This is a genomic window from Pantoea osteomyelitidis (genome assembly GCF_044342975.1).
GTDB classification, from domain to species: Bacteria; Pseudomonadota; Gammaproteobacteria; order Enterobacterales; family Enterobacteriaceae; genus Pantoea; species Pantoea osteomyelitidis.
The window spans coordinates 318,172-336,057 of record NZ_JBGFSN010000004.1; the positions used below are offsets into that span (position 1 = coordinate 318,172).

A 17,886-nucleotide genomic window follows, 5' to 3' on the forward strand; every position below is an offset into this window, starting at 1 on the left:
CAGACGCAGCGGGAAAACAGCGCGTTTCGTGAGCTTTTGTCATTGAATGGTCAATAAATCCGCCAAAAATCGTTCCGGTTGTTACCGTCTGATAATTATTTTCTCCTGGCTCTGGCGAGCCATTCCCAACCTGAAATCTCTTGCGTATAGTAGCAACGTTTAAAACGGGACCGGGATGTAGAGTGAATACAACGCTGTTTCGCTGGCCGGTTCGGGTCTATTACGAAGATACCGACGCCGGTGGTGTGGTTTACCACGCCAGCTATATCGCTTTTTATGAACGAGCACGTACCGAAATGTTGCGACAGCACCATTTCAATCAGCAAACCCTGCTGGAAGAGCAGATTGCTTTTGTGGTACGACGTATTACGGTGGACTATCACGCGGCGGCACGCCTCGACGATCTTCTGGAGATCCAGAGTGAAATCAAAAGCATGACGCGTGCGACCATAACGTTCGCTCAACGTATCGTGAACGCGGAAGGCAAAGTGCTCAATGAAGCAGAAGTCCTGATTGCCTGCATCAACCCATATCTTATGAAGCCGATAGCGCTTCCCAAGTCTATTGTCGCGGAGTTCAAGCAGTGACTGACATGAACATTCTTGATTTGTTCCTGAAGGCGAGCCTTCTGGTCAAACTTATCATGTTGATTTTGATCGGCTTTTCCATTGCCTCATGGGCGATCATTATTCAGCGTACGCGCATTCTCAATGCCGCGGGACGCGAGGCGGAAGCGTTTGAAGATAAATTCTGGTCAGGCATCGAACTTTCGCGCCTTTATCAGGAAAGCCAGGCGCGCCGGGATGAACTGGCGGGCGCCGAGCAGATTTTCTATGCGGGCTTCAAAGAGTTTGCCCGCCTGCATCGCGCCAATAATCATGCGCCAGAAGCGGTAGTGGAAGGGGCCAGCCGTGCGATGCGTATCTCGATGAACCGTGAGCTGGAGTCGCTGGAAAACCATATTCCTTTCCTCGGCACCGTTGGCTCGATCAGTCCTTACATCGGCCTGTTCGGCACCGTCTGGGGGATCATGCACGCCTTTATCGCCCTGGGCGCGGTCAAGCAGGCGACCCTGCAAATGGTGGCACCCGGCATCGCTGAAGCGCTGATCGCCACGGCTATCGGTCTGTTCGCCGCGATCCCCGCCGTGATGGCCTATAACCGACTGAACCAGCGCGTCAACAAGCTGGAGCAGGGTTACGATAACTTTATGGAAGAGTTCACGGCTATCCTGCATCGTCAGGCATTCTCCAGCGACAGCAACAAGTAAGAGCGGAGGTTATTTATGGCCAGAACGCGTGGTCGCGGTCGCCGCGAACTGAAGTCGGAAATCAATATTGTTCCGCTGCTGGACGTCCTGTTGGTGCTGCTGCTGATCTTTATGGCGACGGCGCCGATTATTACCCAGAGCGTGGAAGTCGATTTGCCTGATGCAACCGATTCGAAAACCGTCGCCAGCGATGACAATCCGCCGGTGATTGTCGAGGTGTCGGGCGTCGGCCAGTATAGTCTGGTGGTGGATCATGACCGTATGGAACAGCTGCCGCCGGAACAGGTGGTCAGCGAGGCGCAGCGTCGTCTGTCGTCGAATCCGAAAACCGTCTTTTTGATCGGCGGCGCCAAAGACGTGCCTTACGACGAAATCATCAAGGCGCTGAATCTGCTGCACCAGGCAGGTGTAAAATCCGTCGGTTTGATGACGCAGCCGATTTAAAGTCGAACCGTTTTTTGGGAACCGAGAGTGTCGAAGGCAACCGAGCAAAACGAGAAGTTGAAGCGCGCGATAATCATTTCGGTGATATTGCATATCATCCTGATCGCCTTACTGCTATGGAGCTCGTTTAACGAAAACATCGAGGCCAGCGGCGGCGGCGGCGGCGGAAGCGATATTGATGCGGTAATGGTCGATCCCGGCGCGGTGGTGGAACAGTATAACCGTCAGCAGAATCAGCAAAGCGACAGCCAGCGCGCCGAGCAGCAGCGTAAAAAGCAGGCTCAGCAGCAGGCGGAAGAGCTTCAGCAAAAACAGGCGGCTGAACAACAACGCCTGAAAGAGCTGGAGAAAGAACGTCTGCAGGCGCAGGAAGAGGCGAAGGCGCAGGCAAAACAGCAGGCTGAACAGCAGAAGCAGGCTGAAGACGCGGCGAAGCAGGCGCAGGAACAGCAAAAAGCGGCGGAAGCCGCAGCGGCCAAAGCGAAGGCGGATGCCAAAGCACAGGCAGATGCACAAGCGAAAGCCGCGGCCGAAGCCAAACAGCAAGCCGAAGATCAGGCGAAACAGGCCGCAGCCGAAGCCGCGAAACAGAAAGCGGCGGAAGAAGCCAAAGCCGCTGCGGCAGCAGCGAAGCAGAAAGCGGCGCAGGAAGCTAAAGCGGCCGCCGCGGCGGAAGCGAAGCAGAAAGCGGCGCAGGAAGCCAAAGCGGCCGCTGCGGCGGAAGCGAAGCAGAAAGCGGCGCAGGAAGCCAAAGCGGCCGCCGCGGCGGAAGCGAAGCAGAAAGCGGCGCAGGAAGCCAAAGCGGCCGCTGCGGCGGAAGCGAAAGAGAAAGCCGCTGAAGCGGCAAAAGAGAAAGCGGCGGCAGAGGCCAAAGCGAAAGCGGATGCCGCGGCGAAAGCCAAAGCGGCAGCGGACGCAAAGAAAAAGGCGGCGGCGGAAGCGGCGAAGAACGACAGCGACGTTGACGATCTGCTGGGCGGTCTGGCCTCAGGTAAGAATGCGCCAAAAAGCGGCAACACCGGCAAGTCTGGCGGCGCGACGGCGGCAGGGCAGGGCAACCAGAAGAAATCTGGCGCATCCGGCGCGGCTATCGCCAGCTATCTGGGCCAGGTGAAGGGCGCGATCCAAAGTAAATTTTATGATTCGGATACATTCCAGGGTCGTACCTGTGATGTTCGGATTAAACTGGCGCCGGATGGTTTGCTGATTTCAGCGACGCCGGCGGGCGGCGATCCGGCGCTCTGTCAGGCAGCGATCAATGCTGCGCGGCTGGCGCGTATACCCAAGCCGCCCAGCCAGGATGTCTGGCAGGCGGTGAAGGATGCTACGGTAGAGTTCAAACCGTAAGCATGCAGTAATCCACGGTAAGTTGAACTAAGGTTAGCTTGCCGTACTCTATCGGCTTTAACTCGTCGTTTTCAGGAACAGTGCGAATTATCGTGGACTCTGGTTCAGATAAGGGAGAAAAAATGAAGCAGGCACTTCGTGTAACGTTAAGCTTTTTTTTACTGCTGTGGGCAGCCATGCTGCATGCGGAAGTACGCATTGAAATTACCCAGGGGGTAAATACCGCACGCCCAATCGGCGTCGTTCCCTTTAAATGGGTTGGCTCTGGCGCCGCGCCGGAAGATATCGGCGGGATCGTTGCCGCTGACCTGCGCAACAGCGGTAAGTTTAATCCGCTGGATCGCTCGCGTCTGCCGCAGCAGCCAACCAGTCCGCAGGAAGTACAGCCTGCTGCCTGGACCGCGCTCGGCATTGACGCCGTTGTGGTCGGTCAGATTCAATCGAATCCGGACGGCAGCTATCAAGTCTCTTACCAACTGGTCGATACTTCTGGTTCGCCGGGCACCGTACTGGCGCAGAACCAGTATAAAGTGACCAAACAGTGGCTGCGTTACGCTGCGCATACCGCCAGCGATGAGACCTTTGAAAAGCTGACCGGCATTAAAGGCGCGTTCCGTACCCGTATCGCCTATGTGGTGCAGACCAACGGCGGCCAGTTCCCGTACGAGCTGCGTGTCGCGGACTATGACGGCTACAACCAGTTTGTGGTGCATCGCTCGCCGCAGCCGCTGATGTCGCCAGCCTGGTCGCCGGACGGCAGCAAAGTGGCTTACGTGACCTTTGAAAGCGGCAAGTCAGCGCTGGTAGTGCAGACGCTCTCTAACGGCGCTATCCGTCAGGTTGCCTCTTATCCGCGCCACAACGGCGCGCCGGCGTTCTCGCCGGACGGTTCTAAGCTCGCGTTTGCGCTCTCTAAAACCGGCAGCCTTAACCTCTACGTGATGGATCTGGGCTCAGGTCAGGTGCGTCAGGTTACCAATGGCCGTTTTAACAGCACGGAACCGACCTGGTACCCGGACAGCCAGTCGCTGGCTTACACCTCGGATCAGGCAGGCGCGCCGCAGATTTATAAAGTCAATATTAACGGCGGGACGCCGCAGCGTATCACCTGGGAAGGTGGTCAGAACCAGGACGCTGATGTCGCAACGGATGGCAAATCAATGGTGATGATTAGCACCAATGGCGGTGCTCAGCATGTCGCCAAACAGGATCTGGAAACGGGAGCCGTTCAAACGTTAACGGACACGTTCCTGGATGAGACGCCAAGTCTTGCACCTAACGGCACAATGGTGATCTATAGCTCTACTCAGGGGATGGGTTCCGTGTTGCAGTTGGTTTCAACCGATGGGCGTTTCAAAGCGCGTCTTCCGGCCACCGATGGACAGGTTAAATTCCCTGCCTGGTCGCCGTATCTGTGATGCATGTGTAAATATGTATGGCAAACAATAATAGGATTTGGAAATGCAACTGAACAAAGTGCTGAAGGGTTTGATGCTGGCTCTGCCGGTTATCGCAGTGGCTGCATGTAGCTCTCATAAAAACAACAACAATGACCAGACTGGCATGGGCGCTGATGGCGCTTACGGTGCAGGTGCTGGCATGAACGGCAACGGCAATATGTCTTCAGACGAGCAGGCTCGTCTGCAGATGCAAGAGCTGCAGAAAAACAACATCGTTTACTTCGGTCTGGACAAGTATGACATCCAGTCTGATTACGCGCAGATGCTGGACCAGCACGCTGCATTCCTGCGTAGCAACCCGTCTTACAAAGTGACCATCGAAGGTCATGCTGATGAGCGCGGGACGCCGGAATACAACATCGCCCTGGGCGAGCGTCGCGCAAGCGCGGTGAAGATGTACCTGCAGGGCAAAGGCGTATCGGCTGACCAGATGTCCATCGTTTCTTACGGTAAAGAGAAACCGGCTGTTCTGGGTCATGACGAAGCGGCTTACTCCAAAAACCGTCGTGCCGTTCTGGTTTACTAAGAGAATCACATGATTAGTAACTTCAGGCTTCAACTATTGAGTCTGTCGTTACTGGTTGGCGTAGCGGCCCCCTGGGCCGCTCATGCCCAGGCGTCAATCAGTAGCGTCGGCTCCGGCTCGGTCGAAGACCGCGTCACCTCCCTTGAACGTATCTCAAATGCCCAGGCGCAACTTTTGCAGCAGCTGCAAGAGCAGATGAATGCCAACCAGAGCGATATCGACTCGCTGCGCGGTCAGATTCAACAAAACAGCTACCAGCTGAACCAGGTTGTTGAGCGTCAGAAGCAGCTCTATCAACAGATCGACACGCTGAGCAGCAGCAATAACAGTGCCCAGCAGGGCGCTGGCGACGCAGCAGCCTCTGCCGATACGGGCGCGGCGGCAGCGACAGCCGGTAGCGAGAACAGCGGTGGGGCAGCGCCTGCTACGGCGCCGGTACAGAGCGGCGATGCCAACAGCGACTATAACGCTGCGGTGGCGCTGATTCTGGAGAAGAAGCAGTATGATCAGGCCATCAGTGCGTTGCAGGCATGGGTGAAACGCTATCCCGATTCCACCTATCAGCCCAACGCCAATTACTGGCTGGGACAGCTTTTCTACAACAAAGGCAAAAAGGACGATGCGGCCTACTATTTTGCCACCGTGGTAAAAAACTATCCCAAATCGCCGAAGAGCGCTGAAGCGTTGTTAAAGGTCGGCGTCATCATGCAGGATAAAAACGACACGGCGAAAGCCAAAGCGGTTTACCAGCAGGTGATAAAACAGTTCCCCAACAGCGAATCCGCCAAACAGGCGCAAAAACGTCTGGCCGGACTGTAATTTGTGCAACATTGACCGGATTTCGTTTGAATTCTGGTCTTGCCGCATGAAAGGTAAGCAATTGAACCCTTTGCCGGAAAATAAGGGTTGCGCTACCCCGCTAAATCAGTAATATATGCCGCCGTTGCCGGGACATATCTCGATACGTATCGGCAAGCCTGAAGATGGGTCGTTAGCTCAGTTGGTAGAGCAGTTGACTTTTAATCAATTGGTCGCAGGTTCGAATCCTGCACGACCCACCATCTTAAGCCACGCAGCGCGTGATGTTTAAGACACCTTCAGCGACGTTGTGCAACCTAAGATGGGTCGTTAGCTCAGTTGGTAGAGCAGTTGACTTTTAATCAATTGGTCGCAGGTTCGAATCCTGCACGACCCACCATCTTAAATGTGCGAGTAGTATCAGGCACGGTTGTTCAACCTAAAACGGGTCGTTAGCTCAGTTGGTAGAGCAGTTGACTTTTAATCAATTGGTCGCAGGTTCGAATCCTGCACGACCCACCAATTCAGAAAAAAGCGCCTTCAGGGCGCTTTTTTCGTTTGTAGCGCGCGGACGATCACGTGCGGGGTTCGAACCTGCAGCAGGTTCGACTGAATCGCGAAAAGCGATTCAGGCTGATGCGTCAGCATCACCCACAGGGCGAGGCCCGGTTTCGGGCCGAGGCCATCCTGCACGACCCACCAATTCAGAAAAAAGCGCCTTCAGGGCGCTTTTTTTGTTTTCACCGCCGTTAAATTTTTCCAGATATGCATCACTGCATAGCTGCGCCATGGCCGCCATGCCTGTGAACGCGCCTCCGCTTGTGCGGCAGTGACGCCGCCCAGATTATTACGAATGGCAATATCCTCTTTTGGAAACGCATCCGGCCAGCGCAGCGCGCGCAGGGCGATATAGTTTGCCGTCCAGGGACCGATGCCCGGCAGTGCCAGCAGCCGCTGCATAATCACCTCAGGGCTGATGGCGCCGTTAAAACGTAGCTGACCCGTGGCACAGGCTTCGGCCAGCGCAATGATGGTTCTGGCTCGTGCGCTGACGATGCCATGTTGTGCGATCTCCTCCAGGCTCGCCACGCGTACGCGCTCCGGGACCGGCGCCAGACGGGTGAGCGCCGGGAAAGGTGTTTCGATCGCCTCGCCAAAAGCGTTTGTAAAGCGGTTACTCAGGGTGGTGGCGGCCTTGACCGTGATCTGCTGCCCGAGCACCGCGCGTACCGCCATCTCAAAGCCGTCAAAGGCGCCGGGAACGCGCAGGCCCGGATTAAGCGCGATGCTCGGCGCCAGCAGGCTATCTTGCTGCAAACGTTCCGCAATCAGCAGCGGCTGGGCGCTGAGGTCAAACAGATTGCGCAAGCGCTGCAGCAGGGCGGGCAGCACCGGCGTCAGCGAGCAGCTAAACTCCACCTGCAGTGCCTGTTTCGCCTCCAGATGGGTGACGCGCAGCCAGCCGCTATAGTTGCCCAGCCTCAGGGTGCGCATATAGCTGTTCTCATCCACCGCCTCTACCCCTTTCATCAGGCGCAGGCTGAGAAATTCCAGCATCGCCAGCCAGTCATAAGGCGGGCGATAGCTGAGGCGGAGCCGTGCGGTATCATCGACGCGGGCGGGAACCTCATGTCGGGTGGCCTCTTTGCGCAGGCTGCCCGGCGTCATGCGATAGCGCGCCTGAAACACATCGTTAAAGCGCCGCAAACTGTTGAAGCCACTGGCAAAGGCGATATCGGTAACCGGCAGGCGGGTTTCGGTAAGCAGCTGTTTCGCCAGCAGCATGCGTCGCGTCTGCCTCAGCGCCAGCGGCGAGACGCCCAGCTCCTGCTGAACAATCCGCCGTAGCTGACGCAGGCTGAGGCCAAACTCTGCGGCAATTTCATCCAGGTTCTCATTATCCTCCAGCAGCCCTTCATCAATACGCTGCATCAGCAGATCGGCCACGCGATGTTTGTTATCCATCGGCGCATTGCCCGGCGCCAGCTCCGGTCGGCAGCGCAGGCAGGGACGAAAATGCGCTTTTTCTGCCGCCTCGGCGCTGTCAAAGAACAGACAGTTTTTTTGCTGCGGCGGCTTTACCGGGCAGACCGGTCGGCAGTAGATGCCGGTTGAGGTCACGCCAACAAAAAACACCCCGTCGAAACGGGTGTCGCGCGCGGTCAACGCCTGGTAAGCGATATCGGGGTCGAGCATGACGGTTCTCCGGCAAATAAATCCTATCCTGCATCAGCGGGAAGAAGAAAACTCGCTGCTTTCGGACAAGGGAGCAGTTTACCCTGACGTCCGAAAACAGCCAGCCAGAGGGCGAAAAAGTGAGATAATGGCGGCAACGTATTAGCCGGAGACAGCAACATGTATCACTTCAAAACGGTAAACACGCCGGTAGGCGTACTGACGCTGGTCGCCAGCGACGCCGGGCTGGCGGCAATCCTGTGGGAAAATGAAGTACCAAAACACGTACGGCTCCGTCCGCTCAATCAGGACGATCAGCATCCAATCCTGTGCGAAGCCGCGCGCCAGCTTGAGGAGTATTTTAGCGGAACGCGTCAGCAGTTCGATCTGCCGCTCGATTTCGCCGGGACCGCATTCCAGAAAAAAGTCTGGCAGGCGCTGCTCAGCATTCCCTTTGGCGAAACGCGCAGCTACCGTCAAATCGCCGAGCAGATTGGTCATCCGGCGGCGGTACGCGCGGTGGGCGCGGCAAACGGCAGAAATCCGCTCTCCATCGTCGCTCCCTGTCATCGGGTAATCGGCGCCAACGGCAAACTAACCGGCTTCGCCGGCGGGCTGGCGGTAAAAGCGTTCTTGCTGGATCTGGAAACGCAGCGGGAGCGTGCGCAGGTTGTATTGTAACCGCAACGCGGAAAAAAGAGACGACACCGCCGCTAAATTCCGCTATCGTGTTTAGCATATAAAACACGATAGCGGTAATGATGCCGCTTGATGGCAAATTCCCGCCATATTCGTTAAATTGAAAAAACGAGAGCCGTGTCATGAGCCTGATGTTTGATCCTGAAAGCGCCGTTTATCCCTTTCCGCCCAAGCCTGTCCGTCTCAATGATGAAGAAAAACAGTATTACCGAAATAAAATCAAAGACTTATTAAAGGCGCGCAATGCGGTGATGGTCGCGCATTATTATACCGATCCCGAAATTCAGGCGCTGGCCGAAGAGACCGGCGGCTGCGTCTCCGATTCGCTGGAAATGGCGCGTTTCGGCAGCAATCATCCCGCAACCACGCTGCTGGTGGCGGGCGTGCGCTTTATGGGGGAAACGGCAAAGATCCTCAGCCCGGAGAAAACCGTGCTGATGCCCACGCTGCATGCCGAATGCTCGCTCGATCTCGGCTGTCCCATCGAAGAGTTCAACGCGTTTTGCGATGCTCATCCCGATCGCACCGTGGTGGTGTACGCCAACACCTCAGCGGCGGTCAAAGCGCGGGCGGACTGGGTGGTGACATCCAGCATCGCCGTGGAGCTGATTGAGCATCTCGACAGCCTCGGCGAAAAAATCATCTGGGCGCCGGATCGTCATTTGGGCCGCTACGTGACGCAGAAAACCGGGGCGGATGTGCTCTGCTGGCAGGGTGCCTGCATCGTACACGATGAGTTTAAAACCCAGGCGCTGCAACGCATGAAAGCGATGTTTCCTGACGCGGCGGTGCTGGTGCATCCTGAATCGCCGCAGGCGATCGTGGATCTCGCCGACGCGGTGGGTTCCACCAGCCAGCTTATTCAGGCAGCAAAAACATTGCCGCATCCACAGATGATTGTGGCGACCGATCGCGGCATCTTCTACAAAATGCAGCAGGCGGTGCCGGAAAAAACGCTACTGGAGGCGCCGACGGCGGGCGAGGGCGCCACCTGTCGCAGCTGCGCCCACTGTCCGTGGATGGCGATGAACGGCCTGAAGGCGATTGCTGAAGCACTGGAGCAGGGCGGCAACGCCCATGAGATTCAGGTGGACGCCGCACTGCGTGAGGCCGCATTGCTGCCGCTGAACCGCATGCTATCCTTTGCAGCGAACCTTAAACTCAATGTGAAAGGCAACGCCTGATACGTTGCTTTCCGGCAGGTGCCTGATATGGATTTTTTCAGCACGCAAAACATTCTTGTTCACATACCGCTCGGCGCGGGAGGGTACGACCTCTCCTGGATCGAAGCGGTGGGTACTTTGGCGGGTTTGCTCTGCATCTGGCTCGCCAGCCTGGAGAAAGTGATTAACTACCCGTTCGGGCTGGTTAACGTCACGCTCTTCGCGGTGATCTTCTTTCAGATTCAGCTCTACGCCAGCCTGCTGCTGCAGCTCTTCTTCTTTGTCGCCAATATTTATGGCTGGTACGCCTGGAGCCGTCAGACCAGTGATAATCAGGCCGCCCTGAAAATTCGCTGGCTGCCGCTGCCGAAAGCTATGACCTGGGCGCTGGTTTGCGTGGTCGCCATTGCGCTGATGACGCGCTTTATCGATCCGGTTTTCGCCTTCCTGACCCGCATTGCCGTCTGGCTGATGAATGCCGTGGGTCTGAACGTGGCGATGCCGCAGCTGCAACCCGATGCGTTTCCTTTCTGGGACGCCAGTATGATGGTGCTCTCCATCGTGGCGATGGTATTGATGACGCGCAAATATGTGGAGAACTGGCTGCTGTGGGTGGTTATCGACATCATCAGCGTAATGATTTTTGCCCGCCAGGGGGTTTATGCGATGGCGCTGGAGTATGTGATTCTGACGCTGATCGCCCTGAACGGCTCGCGTCTGTGGATAAAAAGCGCGCGCGAGCAGGGTTCGCACGCGCTCTCTTCTCAGTGATGATGGTGATGGCCGTGATGATGATGGCCGTCACCACCGGCCGGAGCAAAGCACAGCTCGCAGTCCGGACCTGCGCAGGGCTGATACTCCATCTGCACCGTGGCATGTTCGATCTTATAACGCTGATGCAGATAGTGGTGAATCCGTTGCAGCAGCGCATCGTGATCGTAAGGCGGAATCACCTGCACATGTAACGTCAGCACTGGCTTTTCCCCAACCTGCCAGAGATGCACATGGTGCACGTTGCGCACTTCGGTAATGTTCAACGTCAGGTCGCGCTTCAGCTTTTCCACGTCGATGGTGACGGGCGCGCCTTCCAGCAGCTCATGCAGGCTTTCACGCAGCAGCGACCAGCCGCTGCGCAGAACCAGCAGCGAGACCAGCAGCGACAGAATGGGATCGGCGAGTGTCCAACCGGTGAGCATAATGACCACCGCCGCGACAATCGCGCCCACCGAACCGAGCAGATCGCCCAGCACGTGCAGAGCCGCTGCGCGCACGTTGAGATTTTTCTCTTCACTGCCGCGATGCAGCAGCCAGAACGAGAGCAGATTCGCCACCAGCCCGGCAATGGCGATGCCTAACATCAGACCACCGGCCACCGGCTGCGGCTGCCAGAAGCGGCGCAGCGCTTCCCAGACGATGAGTAACGTAATCACCAGCAGCGCAATGGCGTTGACAAAGGCGGCCAGCGTGGTGAGACGCAGCAGGCCGAAGGTATGGCGCGCGTCAGGTTTGCGCTGTGCAAACTGCACGGCCAGCAGCGCCATCAGCAGCGCGGCGGCGTCGGTCAGCATATGTCCCGCATCGGCCAGCAGCGCCAGCGATCCGGCTATCCAGCCGCCGATAACCTCCGCCAGCATAAACAGCGCCGTAACGCCGAATGCTGCGGCCAGACGGGTCCGGTTCCCGTTATTTTCCGTGTGATTGTGTGTGTGGGCCATAATCTTCCAGTTTTTCCAACAACCTGTTGGTTAATAATATCAGTAATTTCCGCTCTTCAGGCGCGTCCTGATGCTGTTTCGCTTTTTCCACCAGCTGCTGGCTCAGCGCGGCGCCCTGTTCAATACCCAGCAGCAGCCAGCTGCTTTTCATTCGGTGCGCCGCACTGGCCAGCCCGGACCAGTTCCGGGCCAGATGTGCCTGGCCAATAGCCTCGCTGTCGTTGTACAGCGTCTGGCGCAGGGTCGCGCTCAGGCGCGCAACGTACTTCGGGTTATGCTGTGCCAGCGTGTTGATGTTCTCTTCCAGACCCGCAAGAGGATCGGAAAATCCCTGCGCCAGCACGCGGGCGATATCCTGCAACGCAAGCGGCTTGATCAGCAGAACCTCATGTGCCGTTACGGAACCGGGATGCAGCAGCTGCGCATCGGCGGAGCAGAGCACGCGCAGCACATAACGCTTTCGGTTGCGCTCGCGTCGACGCAGAATGCGCAGCAGCAGCGCGCCATCCGGACGCGGCATCATCTGATCGATAAACAGCAGATCGTAAGGCTGCACCGCATCGGCCTGCAACAGCGCCCGTCCTTCGGCAAAACAGTCGGCATGAATGGCAAAACGCGCCAGCTGCTGCTGCATCACCAGCAGATTCGCCGGATGGTCATCCACGATAGCCGCGCGCAGCGACGGATAGCGCGGCCAGTCGGGAACGGCCACAGCCTGAGGCGAGGCGTCATCGACAGGCTGTAACGGCAGCGTCACGGTCACGCGCGTGCCGACGCCCGGCGTGGAGTGGAGCACGATATCGCCCCCCATACGCTGCACGATCTCGCGACAGATAAACAGGCCAAGCCCGCTGCCCTGCACCGAGACCGCTTTGCCGGACGGGGCCTGATACCAGGGATCGAACAGCTTATGCTGCTCGTCGGTCGGGATGCCGCTGCCGCTGTCGCTGATAGTGAGAGTAATCTGCTGCGTTACTGCCAGCGTCAGGCGAATTTCCCCCGCGCGGGTAAACTTGAGCGCGTTCGCCACCAGGTTATTGGTGACCTGTTGCAGGCGATCGGCATCGATCAGCACCCGATCCGGCAACGGCGTTAATGCTTCCACTACCAGCCGCGGGCCGTCGTCACGCATCAGCGGATGATAAAAGCGCTGTAGCTGCGCCAGCCAGTGCGGCAGATCCAACGGGCGCGGCGCCAGGGTAAAGCTGTTGCTCTCAATGCGGGCATGATCCTGTAAATCGTTCAGCAGGGTCAGCAGCGAGCGCGCACTGCTGTGCAGCAGGGTGAGGTTGGCGCTGTCGCGCTGCTGCTGCTCCAGTTCCAGCAGGCCGAGGATTGCCTGCATCGGCGTGCGCAGCTCATGGCTCACGGTTGCCAGAAACTGACTTTTCATCTGGTTGGCGCGCTCGGCCTGTTCACGCTGCAGGCGTTCCTGGCGCTGCTGGAGATAACGGCGGATGAGTAAGATCAGCAGCACAACGATCGCCGCGATCGCCGCCGTCAGCACCATCACCGGCAGCGAGCGCATCACCCGCTCGCTGCCCGGCTGCGGCGGCATGGTCCAGTTATCGCGCATCTGCCGCTGGGTTTCCGGCGGGATCTGCTGTAAGCCTTTATCGAGGATCTCACGCAGCAGCGGCTGCGCCGGACTCACGCCCATGGCAATCGGCCAGGCGATATCGCTGGCGGCAAAAGCCAGATGGATACGATCGGCGTAGCGGCTGGCCACCAGCCAGCGGGCGGAAAGCACGTTATCCACCAGCGCGTCGATTTGACCATTCGCCAGCGCGTCATACAGAGTGCCGCGATCGCTGAACCTCTGACTCTGAATGCCCATCGGCAGCAGCTGTTGCGCCAGGTCGTTTTGAATCACGCCGATGCGCTTGCCGCGCAGATCGTCCCAGCGCATCAACGGCGTGCGGCCCGTGCTGTAAATCCCCCACAGGGCGCGCCAGACCGGCAGGGTCGCGCTCTGCATCATTTCGCCGTTCAGGGGCTGCATCAGCTGTAGCTCGACCTGATGTTGCTGCAACAGCACTGCGGCCTGCTGCGGATTGCTTACCCAGCGCGGCTCGAAGCGCAGTCCGGTGCTCTGGCCGATAGCGTTCAGCAGATCAATGCCGTAGCCATGGGCCTCGCCGCTGGCATCGCGATAGCTCCAGGGGGAGTTGTTGCTTTCGGCGGCGTAGCGCACCACCGAATGGGCGCTCAGCCACTGACGTTCCATCGTGGTCAGCGCCAGGGTTTGCGTATCCTGATAGCGCGGCAACGGCGAGATCCAGCGTCCCTGAATGGTATTGACCAGCTCGACCGGCAACTGACGCAGGCTCTGATTCAGCCAGTCGATCAGCTCGCGATTCTGCGCTACCGCGCGTAGCGTCAGCTGCCCGGTTTCGATGCCGGAGGCGAGCTGGTAAATTTGTCCCTGCTGGAGCTGGCTGAGTAAAAAGCTGGCGCTGGTTTCATCCGCCACCACATAATCGTTTTGCTGATTGAGCAGGGTATAAAGCGCCTGCAGATCGCTGCCATATTCCCGCCAGCGGTGGCGAGTCATTAGCGCAGGCGGCAGCAGCGACAGCGTTTGTCGGCTCACCGCCAGCTGCGCGTCGCGGCTGTTAAACATCACGGCGCGCTGGTTTTCCCGGTTGCGGTAGATGCGTAACGGGCTGCTGTACCAGCTGTCGCTGAGCAGAAAGCCGGGCGGCAGCGCGGGATGCGCAACGCCGAGCATAAAATCGAGATCGCCGTTCTTCAGCGCGGCCAGCAGGCGCGCCTCGTCGGGGAAGGCCTTAACCGTAAACTGCACGCCGGTGAGCTGGCTGAGGGCGGCCAGGTAGTCGGCATCAATACCGTAGAGATCGTTGCCCGGGCGCATCGCCCAGGGCGCGTTATTTTCCTCCAGCACGCCGACGATCAGCTGACGCCCATGCCAGTTGTTATGCTCGTTTACCGGTATCATCATCGGCAGCGTGACGCTGCTGACCGGCCGGTAATCCGCCTTCGCCGCCACGCAGAACAGCAGGCAAAGCAGCAACAGCCAGCGCGTCACCGTTGAGATTTCCACAGCGCGGCCAGTTCAACCACCGAGCGCGCGCCAGTTTTTTCCAGAATGTTCTTTTTATGAGTGCTGACGGTTTTATTACTGATATGCAGCTGCCCGGCAATCTCAAGATTTGAAAGGCCGCTTGCCAGCAGCGCCAGAACCTGCAGCTCCTTACCGGTTAATGGCAGGGGCGACGCCGCTTCAAGCCCGGCGGGAAACGCCTGCTGGCCGCCCAGAATCGCCAGAATGGCGCTCAGCAGCTGATTCATGCTCTGGCTTTTCACCACGTAACCGGCCGCGCCCAACGCCTGTGCAGTGCGTAAATAGTGATGTCCCTGCTGAGCAGAGTAGATAAGAATCGGGCAATCCTCGTTGCGCGCTTTCAGACGACGCAACAGCTCCAGCCCATCGCTGTCGGGCAAACCAATATCCAGTACGATAAGGTCAACGCTGTGCTGCTGCAGAACTTTGCGCGCCGTGGCTTCGCTGTTGGCGGAGAAAAGTTGTAGGGGGACGGGAGATTTATCAATGGCCGCTTCCAGCGCCACTTCAACCAGCGGATGATCGTCGATTAACAACAGTGAGGCCATGAAAAGATCTCTGAAGATTCCATGGCGTCAGCATAGCGGAAAACAGAGGCGGTAAAAATAAAGGAGAGCCATGGCTCTCCTTTATTTTAATCTTATAGGTTACTGACTGGTGCCGTCAGTTTTGGTATTTACGTCACTGCCGGTGCCGGTCTGTACCTTACTGTTAATATTCGGGCACTTGCCATCTTTACACTGGCTGTTCTGATCTATTTCATTAGCGGACATATTATTAGTGCCGTCTGAAGAGGTGGCCGCGCTATTGGTATTAGTGCCGCTGTTATTGATTTTGCTGTTGTCGACATTATTTGGCGGCAGATTTTGTTTCGCACCGCCCGCCGCTGCGCCCGCTTCTGCTGCCTGGTTAGCCGTACCGTTATTACCGCTGGCCGCCAGTGCCGCACCGCTACCCAAGCTCATCGCTGCCGTCAAAAAAATAATTGCAAACTTATTCATCATTATGCTCCTGTTAATTAATGATAGTTGCCGTCTTAAACCCGGTGGTGCAGTTTTGACGAAATAGCCGGTGGCAAAATAAAATCTCGCCAGTAAGCTTCTGTCTGAAATAAAAATAATGTAAGCAACAGGCTCCTCAGTGCTTACAGGTAAAAGTCTAGTGCAAAGGGCAATAAGTGCAAATAATAGACATACCTTTTACCTTAATACACAATTTACACTGCTGCCGTGAAGGGCTACATTGTGCAGGTTGCGCCCGCTGCATGCCGGGCCAGAAATGATATGGATAGACTATGAATTACCAGAATGATGATTTGCGTATCAAAGAGATTAAAGAGCTGCTTCCTCCCGTGGCGTTGCTGGAAAAATTCCCGGCCACTGACAAAGCGGCTGAAACCGTTTTTCAGGCTCGTCAGGCGATCCATCAGATTCTGCACGATGAAGATGACCGTCTGCTGGTAGTGATCGGCCCCTGTTCGATTCACGATCCCGAAGCGGCTAAAGAGTACGCTTCACGCCTGTTGACGCTGCGTGAAGAATTACGAGGCGAGCTGGAAGTGGTGATGCGCGTCTATTTTGAAAAACCGCGCACCACGGTGGGCTGGAAAGGGTTGATCAACGATCCTTACATGGATGGCAGCTACCAGATCAACGACGGCCTGCGTATCGCACGTAAGTTGCTGGTAGACATTAACGATACCGGCCTGCCGGCGGCGGGCGAGTTTCTGGATATGATCACTCCGCAGTACGTGGCCGATTTGATGAGCTGGGGCGCTATCGGCGCCCGTACCACCGAGTCGCAGGTGCATCGCGAGCTTTCCTCTGGTCTTTCCTGCCCGGTTGGTTTCAAAAACGGCACTGACGGCACCATCAAGGTAGCGATTGATGCCATTAACGCCGCCAGTGCGCCGCACAGCTTCCTCTCCGTCACCAAATATGGTCACTCAGCAATTGTCGAAACCAGCGGCAACGAAGATTGTCATATTATTCTGCGTGGTGGCAAGGAGCCGAACTACAGCGCTCACCACGTCAGTGCGGTGAAAACCGGTCTGGAAAAAGCGGGTCTGCGTCCGCAGGTGATGATCGACTTCAGCCATGCCAACAGCAGCAAGCAGTTCCAACGGCAGAGGGTGGTGGCTGACGACGTGGCGCAGCAGATCGCCGGCGGCGAAAAGGGCATCACCGGCGTGATGATCGAGAGCCATCTGGTGGAAGGCAATCAGAGCCTGGAGAGCGGCGACGCGCTGGTTTACGGCAAGAGCGTGACTGATGCCTGCATCGGCTGGGACGATACCGATAAAGTGTTGCGCCAGCTGGCTGACGCGGTGAAAACGCGCCGCGGCTGAAGTTTGCGACAATAAAAAAGGCCAGACAGCGTCTGGCCTTTTTGCTTTTTAGCGTACGCTTACTTTGCTTTACCCTGGTTTGCCACGGCTGCCGCTTTCGCTTCGATTTCAGCCTGGTCGCCCAGATAGTAATGTTTGATCGGTTTGAAGTTCTCGTCGAACTCATACACCAACGGCACGCCGGTCGGAATGTTCAGTTCGAGAATGGCGTCTTCGCTCATGTTGTCCAGATATTTCACCAGCGCGCGCAGCGAGTTACCGTGCGCAGCAACAATCACTTTCTCACCGCTTTTGATGCGCGGCAGAATCGATTCGTTCCAGAAAGGAATCACGCGATCGATGGTCAGCGCCAGGCTTTCGGTGGTCGGCAGCTGTTCAGCGGTCAGGCTGGCGTAACGCGGATCGTGGCCCGGAAAACGCTCGTCGTTGCGATCCAGTTCCGGCGGAGTAACGGCGAAGCCGCGACGCCACTGTTTAACCTGCTCGTCACCATATTTCTCAGCGGTTTCCGCTTTGTTCAGACCCTGCAACGCACCGTAGTGACGCTCGTTCAGACGCCAGGTTTTTTCCACCGGCAGCCAGGCCTGATCCAGCTCGTCCAGCACATTCCACAGCGTGTGAATGGCACGTTTCAGCACGGAGGTATAGGCGTAATCGAAGACGAAGCCTTCATTCTTCAGCAGTTGACCCGCTGCTTTGGCTTCGCTGCGACCTTTCTCAGACAGGTCCACATCGTACCATCCGGTGAAGCGGTTTTCGTTGTTCCACTGGCTTTCGCCGTGGCGCACCAGAACCAGCTTAGTTACAGCCATAGCTTAACTCCTTAATTCTTTGATGTTTCTATGATAATGGAAACC

The 17,886-nt window shown here is 57.2% G+C and carries 17 protein-coding genes and 3 tRNA genes; 14 read left to right on the forward strand and 6 right to left on the reverse strand.

Translation table 11 applies throughout. The annotated features are described in order from the left end of the window. Positions 1-182: 182 nt before the first annotated feature. The 10 genes from ybgC to ABU178_RS06535 all read left to right on the forward strand — a co-directional run bounded on the left by ybgC (position 183) and on the right by ABU178_RS06535 (position 6,367). Positions 183-587 carry a tol-pal system-associated acyl-CoA thioesterase gene (gene ybgC, locus ABU178_RS06490; RefSeq protein ID WP_397213097.1) on the forward strand — a complete coding sequence of 135 codons (405 nt, stop codon included), beginning with the start codon at positions 183-185 and terminating at the stop codon, positions 585-587. Then, positions 584-1,270, forward strand: a complete 687-nt coding sequence (gene tolQ / locus ABU178_RS06495) for a Tol-Pal system protein TolQ (RefSeq protein ID WP_397213099.1) — start codon at positions 584-586, stop codon at positions 1,268-1,270. Before ybgC ends, tolQ begins: the two co-directional genes overlap by 4 nt. 15 nt (positions 1,271-1,285) lie before the next feature. After that, positions 1,286-1,714 (forward strand): colicin uptake protein TolR, encoded by a 429-nt coding sequence (gene tolR / locus ABU178_RS06500; RefSeq protein WP_397213100.1) that lies wholly within the window; start codon positions 1,286-1,288, stop codon positions 1,712-1,714. 27 nt (positions 1,715-1,741) lie between these two features. After that, positions 1,742-3,061 (forward strand): cell envelope integrity protein TolA, encoded by a 1,320-nt coding sequence (gene tolA / locus ABU178_RS06505; RefSeq protein ID WP_397213102.1) that lies wholly within the window; start codon positions 1,742-1,744, stop codon positions 3,059-3,061. A gap of 122 nt (positions 3,062-3,183) precedes the next feature. Then, complete coding sequence (tolB, locus tag ABU178_RS06510) at positions 3,184-4,479, forward strand: Tol-Pal system beta propeller repeat protein TolB (RefSeq protein ID WP_397213104.1); 1,296 nt, start codon at positions 3,184-3,186, stop codon at positions 4,477-4,479. Positions 4,480-4,522: 43 nt separating this feature from the next. Continuing rightward, positions 4,523-5,047 carry a peptidoglycan-associated lipoprotein Pal gene (gene pal / locus ABU178_RS06515; RefSeq protein WP_397213106.1) on the forward strand — a complete coding sequence of 175 codons (525 nt, stop codon included), beginning with the start codon at positions 4,523-4,525 and terminating at the stop codon, positions 5,045-5,047. Positions 5,048-5,056: 9 nt separating this feature from the next. After that, complete coding sequence (gene cpoB / locus ABU178_RS06520) at positions 5,057-5,866, forward strand: cell division protein CpoB (protein WP_397213108.1); 810 nt, start codon at positions 5,057-5,059, stop codon at positions 5,864-5,866. Between the two features lie 166 nt (positions 5,867-6,032). Next, a tRNA-Lys gene (locus tag ABU178_RS06525) sits at positions 6,033-6,108 on the forward strand. Positions 6,109-6,169: 61 nt separating this feature from the next. Further along, positions 6,170-6,245: transfer RNA gene (locus ABU178_RS06530), tRNA-Lys, on the forward strand. 46 nt (positions 6,246-6,291) lie between these two features. Next, a tRNA-Lys gene (locus tag ABU178_RS06535) sits at positions 6,292-6,367 on the forward strand. A 198-nt stretch (positions 6,368-6,565) separates the two neighbouring features. Here ABU178_RS06535 and ABU178_RS06540 read toward each other — a convergent pair. Further along, the gene (locus ABU178_RS06540) at positions 6,566-8,041 is read right to left on the reverse strand and encodes an AlkA N-terminal domain-containing protein (RefSeq protein ID WP_397213110.1); all 1,476 of its coding nucleotides are present in this window, start codon (positions 8,039-8,041) and stop codon (positions 6,566-6,568) included. 159 nt (positions 8,042-8,200) lie between these two features. On the opposite strand from ABU178_RS06540, the gene ABU178_RS06545 reads away from it, so the two are divergent. The 3 genes from ABU178_RS06545 (at position 8,201) to pnuC (ending at position 10,653) form a co-directional block, all read left to right on the forward strand. Then, a complete protein-coding gene (locus tag ABU178_RS06545) occupies positions 8,201-8,701 on the forward strand; it encodes a methylated-DNA--[protein]-cysteine S-methyltransferase (RefSeq protein WP_397213112.1) in 501 nt (166 codons plus the stop codon). 140 nt (positions 8,702-8,841) lie between these two features. After that, complete coding sequence (gene nadA, locus ABU178_RS06550) at positions 8,842-9,903, forward strand: quinolinate synthase NadA (RefSeq protein WP_397213114.1); 1,062 nt, start codon at positions 8,842-8,844, stop codon at positions 9,901-9,903. Positions 9,904-9,930: 27 nt separating this feature from the next. After that, complete coding sequence (pnuC, locus tag ABU178_RS06555) at positions 9,931-10,653, forward strand: nicotinamide riboside transporter PnuC (protein ID WP_397213116.1); 723 nt, start codon at positions 9,931-9,933, stop codon at positions 10,651-10,653. On the opposite strand, the gene zitB is transcribed toward pnuC, so the two are convergent. The 4 genes from zitB to ABU178_RS06575 all read right to left on the reverse strand — a co-directional run bounded on the left by zitB (position 10,647) and on the right by ABU178_RS06575 (position 15,686). Next, on the reverse strand, positions 10,647-11,597 hold the full coding sequence (gene zitB / locus ABU178_RS06560) for a CDF family zinc transporter ZitB (protein ID WP_397213118.1): 951 nt from the start codon (positions 11,595-11,597) through the stop codon (positions 10,647-10,649). The genes pnuC and zitB overlap by 7 nt on opposite strands. Continuing rightward, positions 11,566-14,661: a hybrid sensor histidine kinase/response regulator gene (locus ABU178_RS06565; RefSeq protein WP_397213120.1), complete on the reverse strand. Its 3,096-nt coding sequence runs from the start codon at positions 14,659-14,661 to the stop codon at positions 11,566-11,568. The genes zitB and ABU178_RS06565 overlap by 32 nt, the downstream gene beginning before the upstream one ends. Continuing rightward, on the reverse strand, positions 14,643-15,230 hold the full coding sequence (locus ABU178_RS06570; protein WP_397213122.1) for a response regulator: 588 nt from the start codon (positions 15,228-15,230) through the stop codon (positions 14,643-14,645). The genes ABU178_RS06565 and ABU178_RS06570 overlap by 19 nt, the downstream gene beginning before the upstream one ends. A gap of 99 nt (positions 15,231-15,329) precedes the next feature. Further along, positions 15,330-15,686 carry a YbgS-like family protein gene (locus ABU178_RS06575; protein WP_397213124.1) on the reverse strand — a complete coding sequence of 119 codons (357 nt, stop codon included), beginning with the start codon at positions 15,684-15,686 and terminating at the stop codon, positions 15,330-15,332. Between the two features lie 290 nt (positions 15,687-15,976). Here ABU178_RS06575 and aroG point away from each other — a divergent pair, with 290 nt between their 5' ends. Next, positions 15,977-17,029, forward strand: a complete 1,053-nt coding sequence (gene aroG / locus ABU178_RS06580; RefSeq protein ID WP_397213126.1) for a 3-deoxy-7-phosphoheptulonate synthase AroG — start codon at positions 15,977-15,979, stop codon at positions 17,027-17,029. 59 nt (positions 17,030-17,088) lie between these two features. On the opposite strand, the gene gpmA is transcribed toward aroG, so the two are convergent. Beyond that, complete coding sequence (gene gpmA, locus ABU178_RS06585; RefSeq protein ID WP_397213128.1) at positions 17,089-17,841, reverse strand: 2,3-diphosphoglycerate-dependent phosphoglycerate mutase; 753 nt, start codon at positions 17,839-17,841, stop codon at positions 17,089-17,091. Positions 17,842-17,886: the final 45 nt, after the last annotated feature.

Excerpts from the sequence above, each read along its gene's own strand:
- pal (WP_397213106.1), top strand. The coding sequence starts at position 4,523 with ATGCAACTGAACAAAGTGCTGAAGGGTTTGATGCTGGCTCTGCCGGTT.
- zitB (WP_397213118.1), bottom strand. The coding sequence starts at position 11,597 with ATGGCCCACACACACAATCACACGGAAAATAACGGGAACCGGACCCGT.
- ABU178_RS06540 (WP_397213110.1), bottom strand. The coding sequence starts at position 8,041 with ATGCTCGACCCCGATATCGCTTACCAGGCGTTGACCGCGCGCGACACC.
- ABU178_RS06570 (WP_397213122.1), bottom strand. The coding sequence starts at position 15,230 with ATGGCCTCACTGTTGTTAATCGACGATCATCCGCTGGTTGAAGTGGCG.
- ABU178_RS06545 (WP_397213112.1), top strand. The coding sequence starts at position 8,201 with ATGTATCACTTCAAAACGGTAAACACGCCGGTAGGCGTACTGACGCTG.
- cpoB (WP_397213108.1), top strand. The coding sequence starts at position 5,057 with ATGATTAGTAACTTCAGGCTTCAACTATTGAGTCTGTCGTTACTGGTT.
- aroG (WP_397213126.1), top strand. The coding sequence starts at position 15,977 with ATGAATTACCAGAATGATGATTTGCGTATCAAAGAGATTAAAGAGCTG.
- tolR (WP_397213100.1), top strand. The coding sequence starts at position 1,286 with ATGGCCAGAACGCGTGGTCGCGGTCGCCGCGAACTGAAGTCGGAAATC.
- nadA (WP_397213114.1), top strand. The coding sequence starts at position 8,842 with ATGAGCCTGATGTTTGATCCTGAAAGCGCCGTTTATCCCTTTCCGCCC.
- ABU178_RS06575 (WP_397213124.1), bottom strand. The coding sequence starts at position 15,686 with ATGATGAATAAGTTTGCAATTATTTTTTTGACGGCAGCGATGAGCTTG.
- pnuC (WP_397213116.1), top strand. The coding sequence starts at position 9,931 with ATGGATTTTTTCAGCACGCAAAACATTCTTGTTCACATACCGCTCGGC.
- tolB (WP_397213104.1), top strand. The coding sequence starts at position 3,184 with ATGAAGCAGGCACTTCGTGTAACGTTAAGCTTTTTTTTACTGCTGTGG.
- gpmA (WP_397213128.1), bottom strand. The coding sequence starts at position 17,841 with ATGGCTGTAACTAAGCTGGTTCTGGTGCGCCACGGCGAAAGCCAGTGG.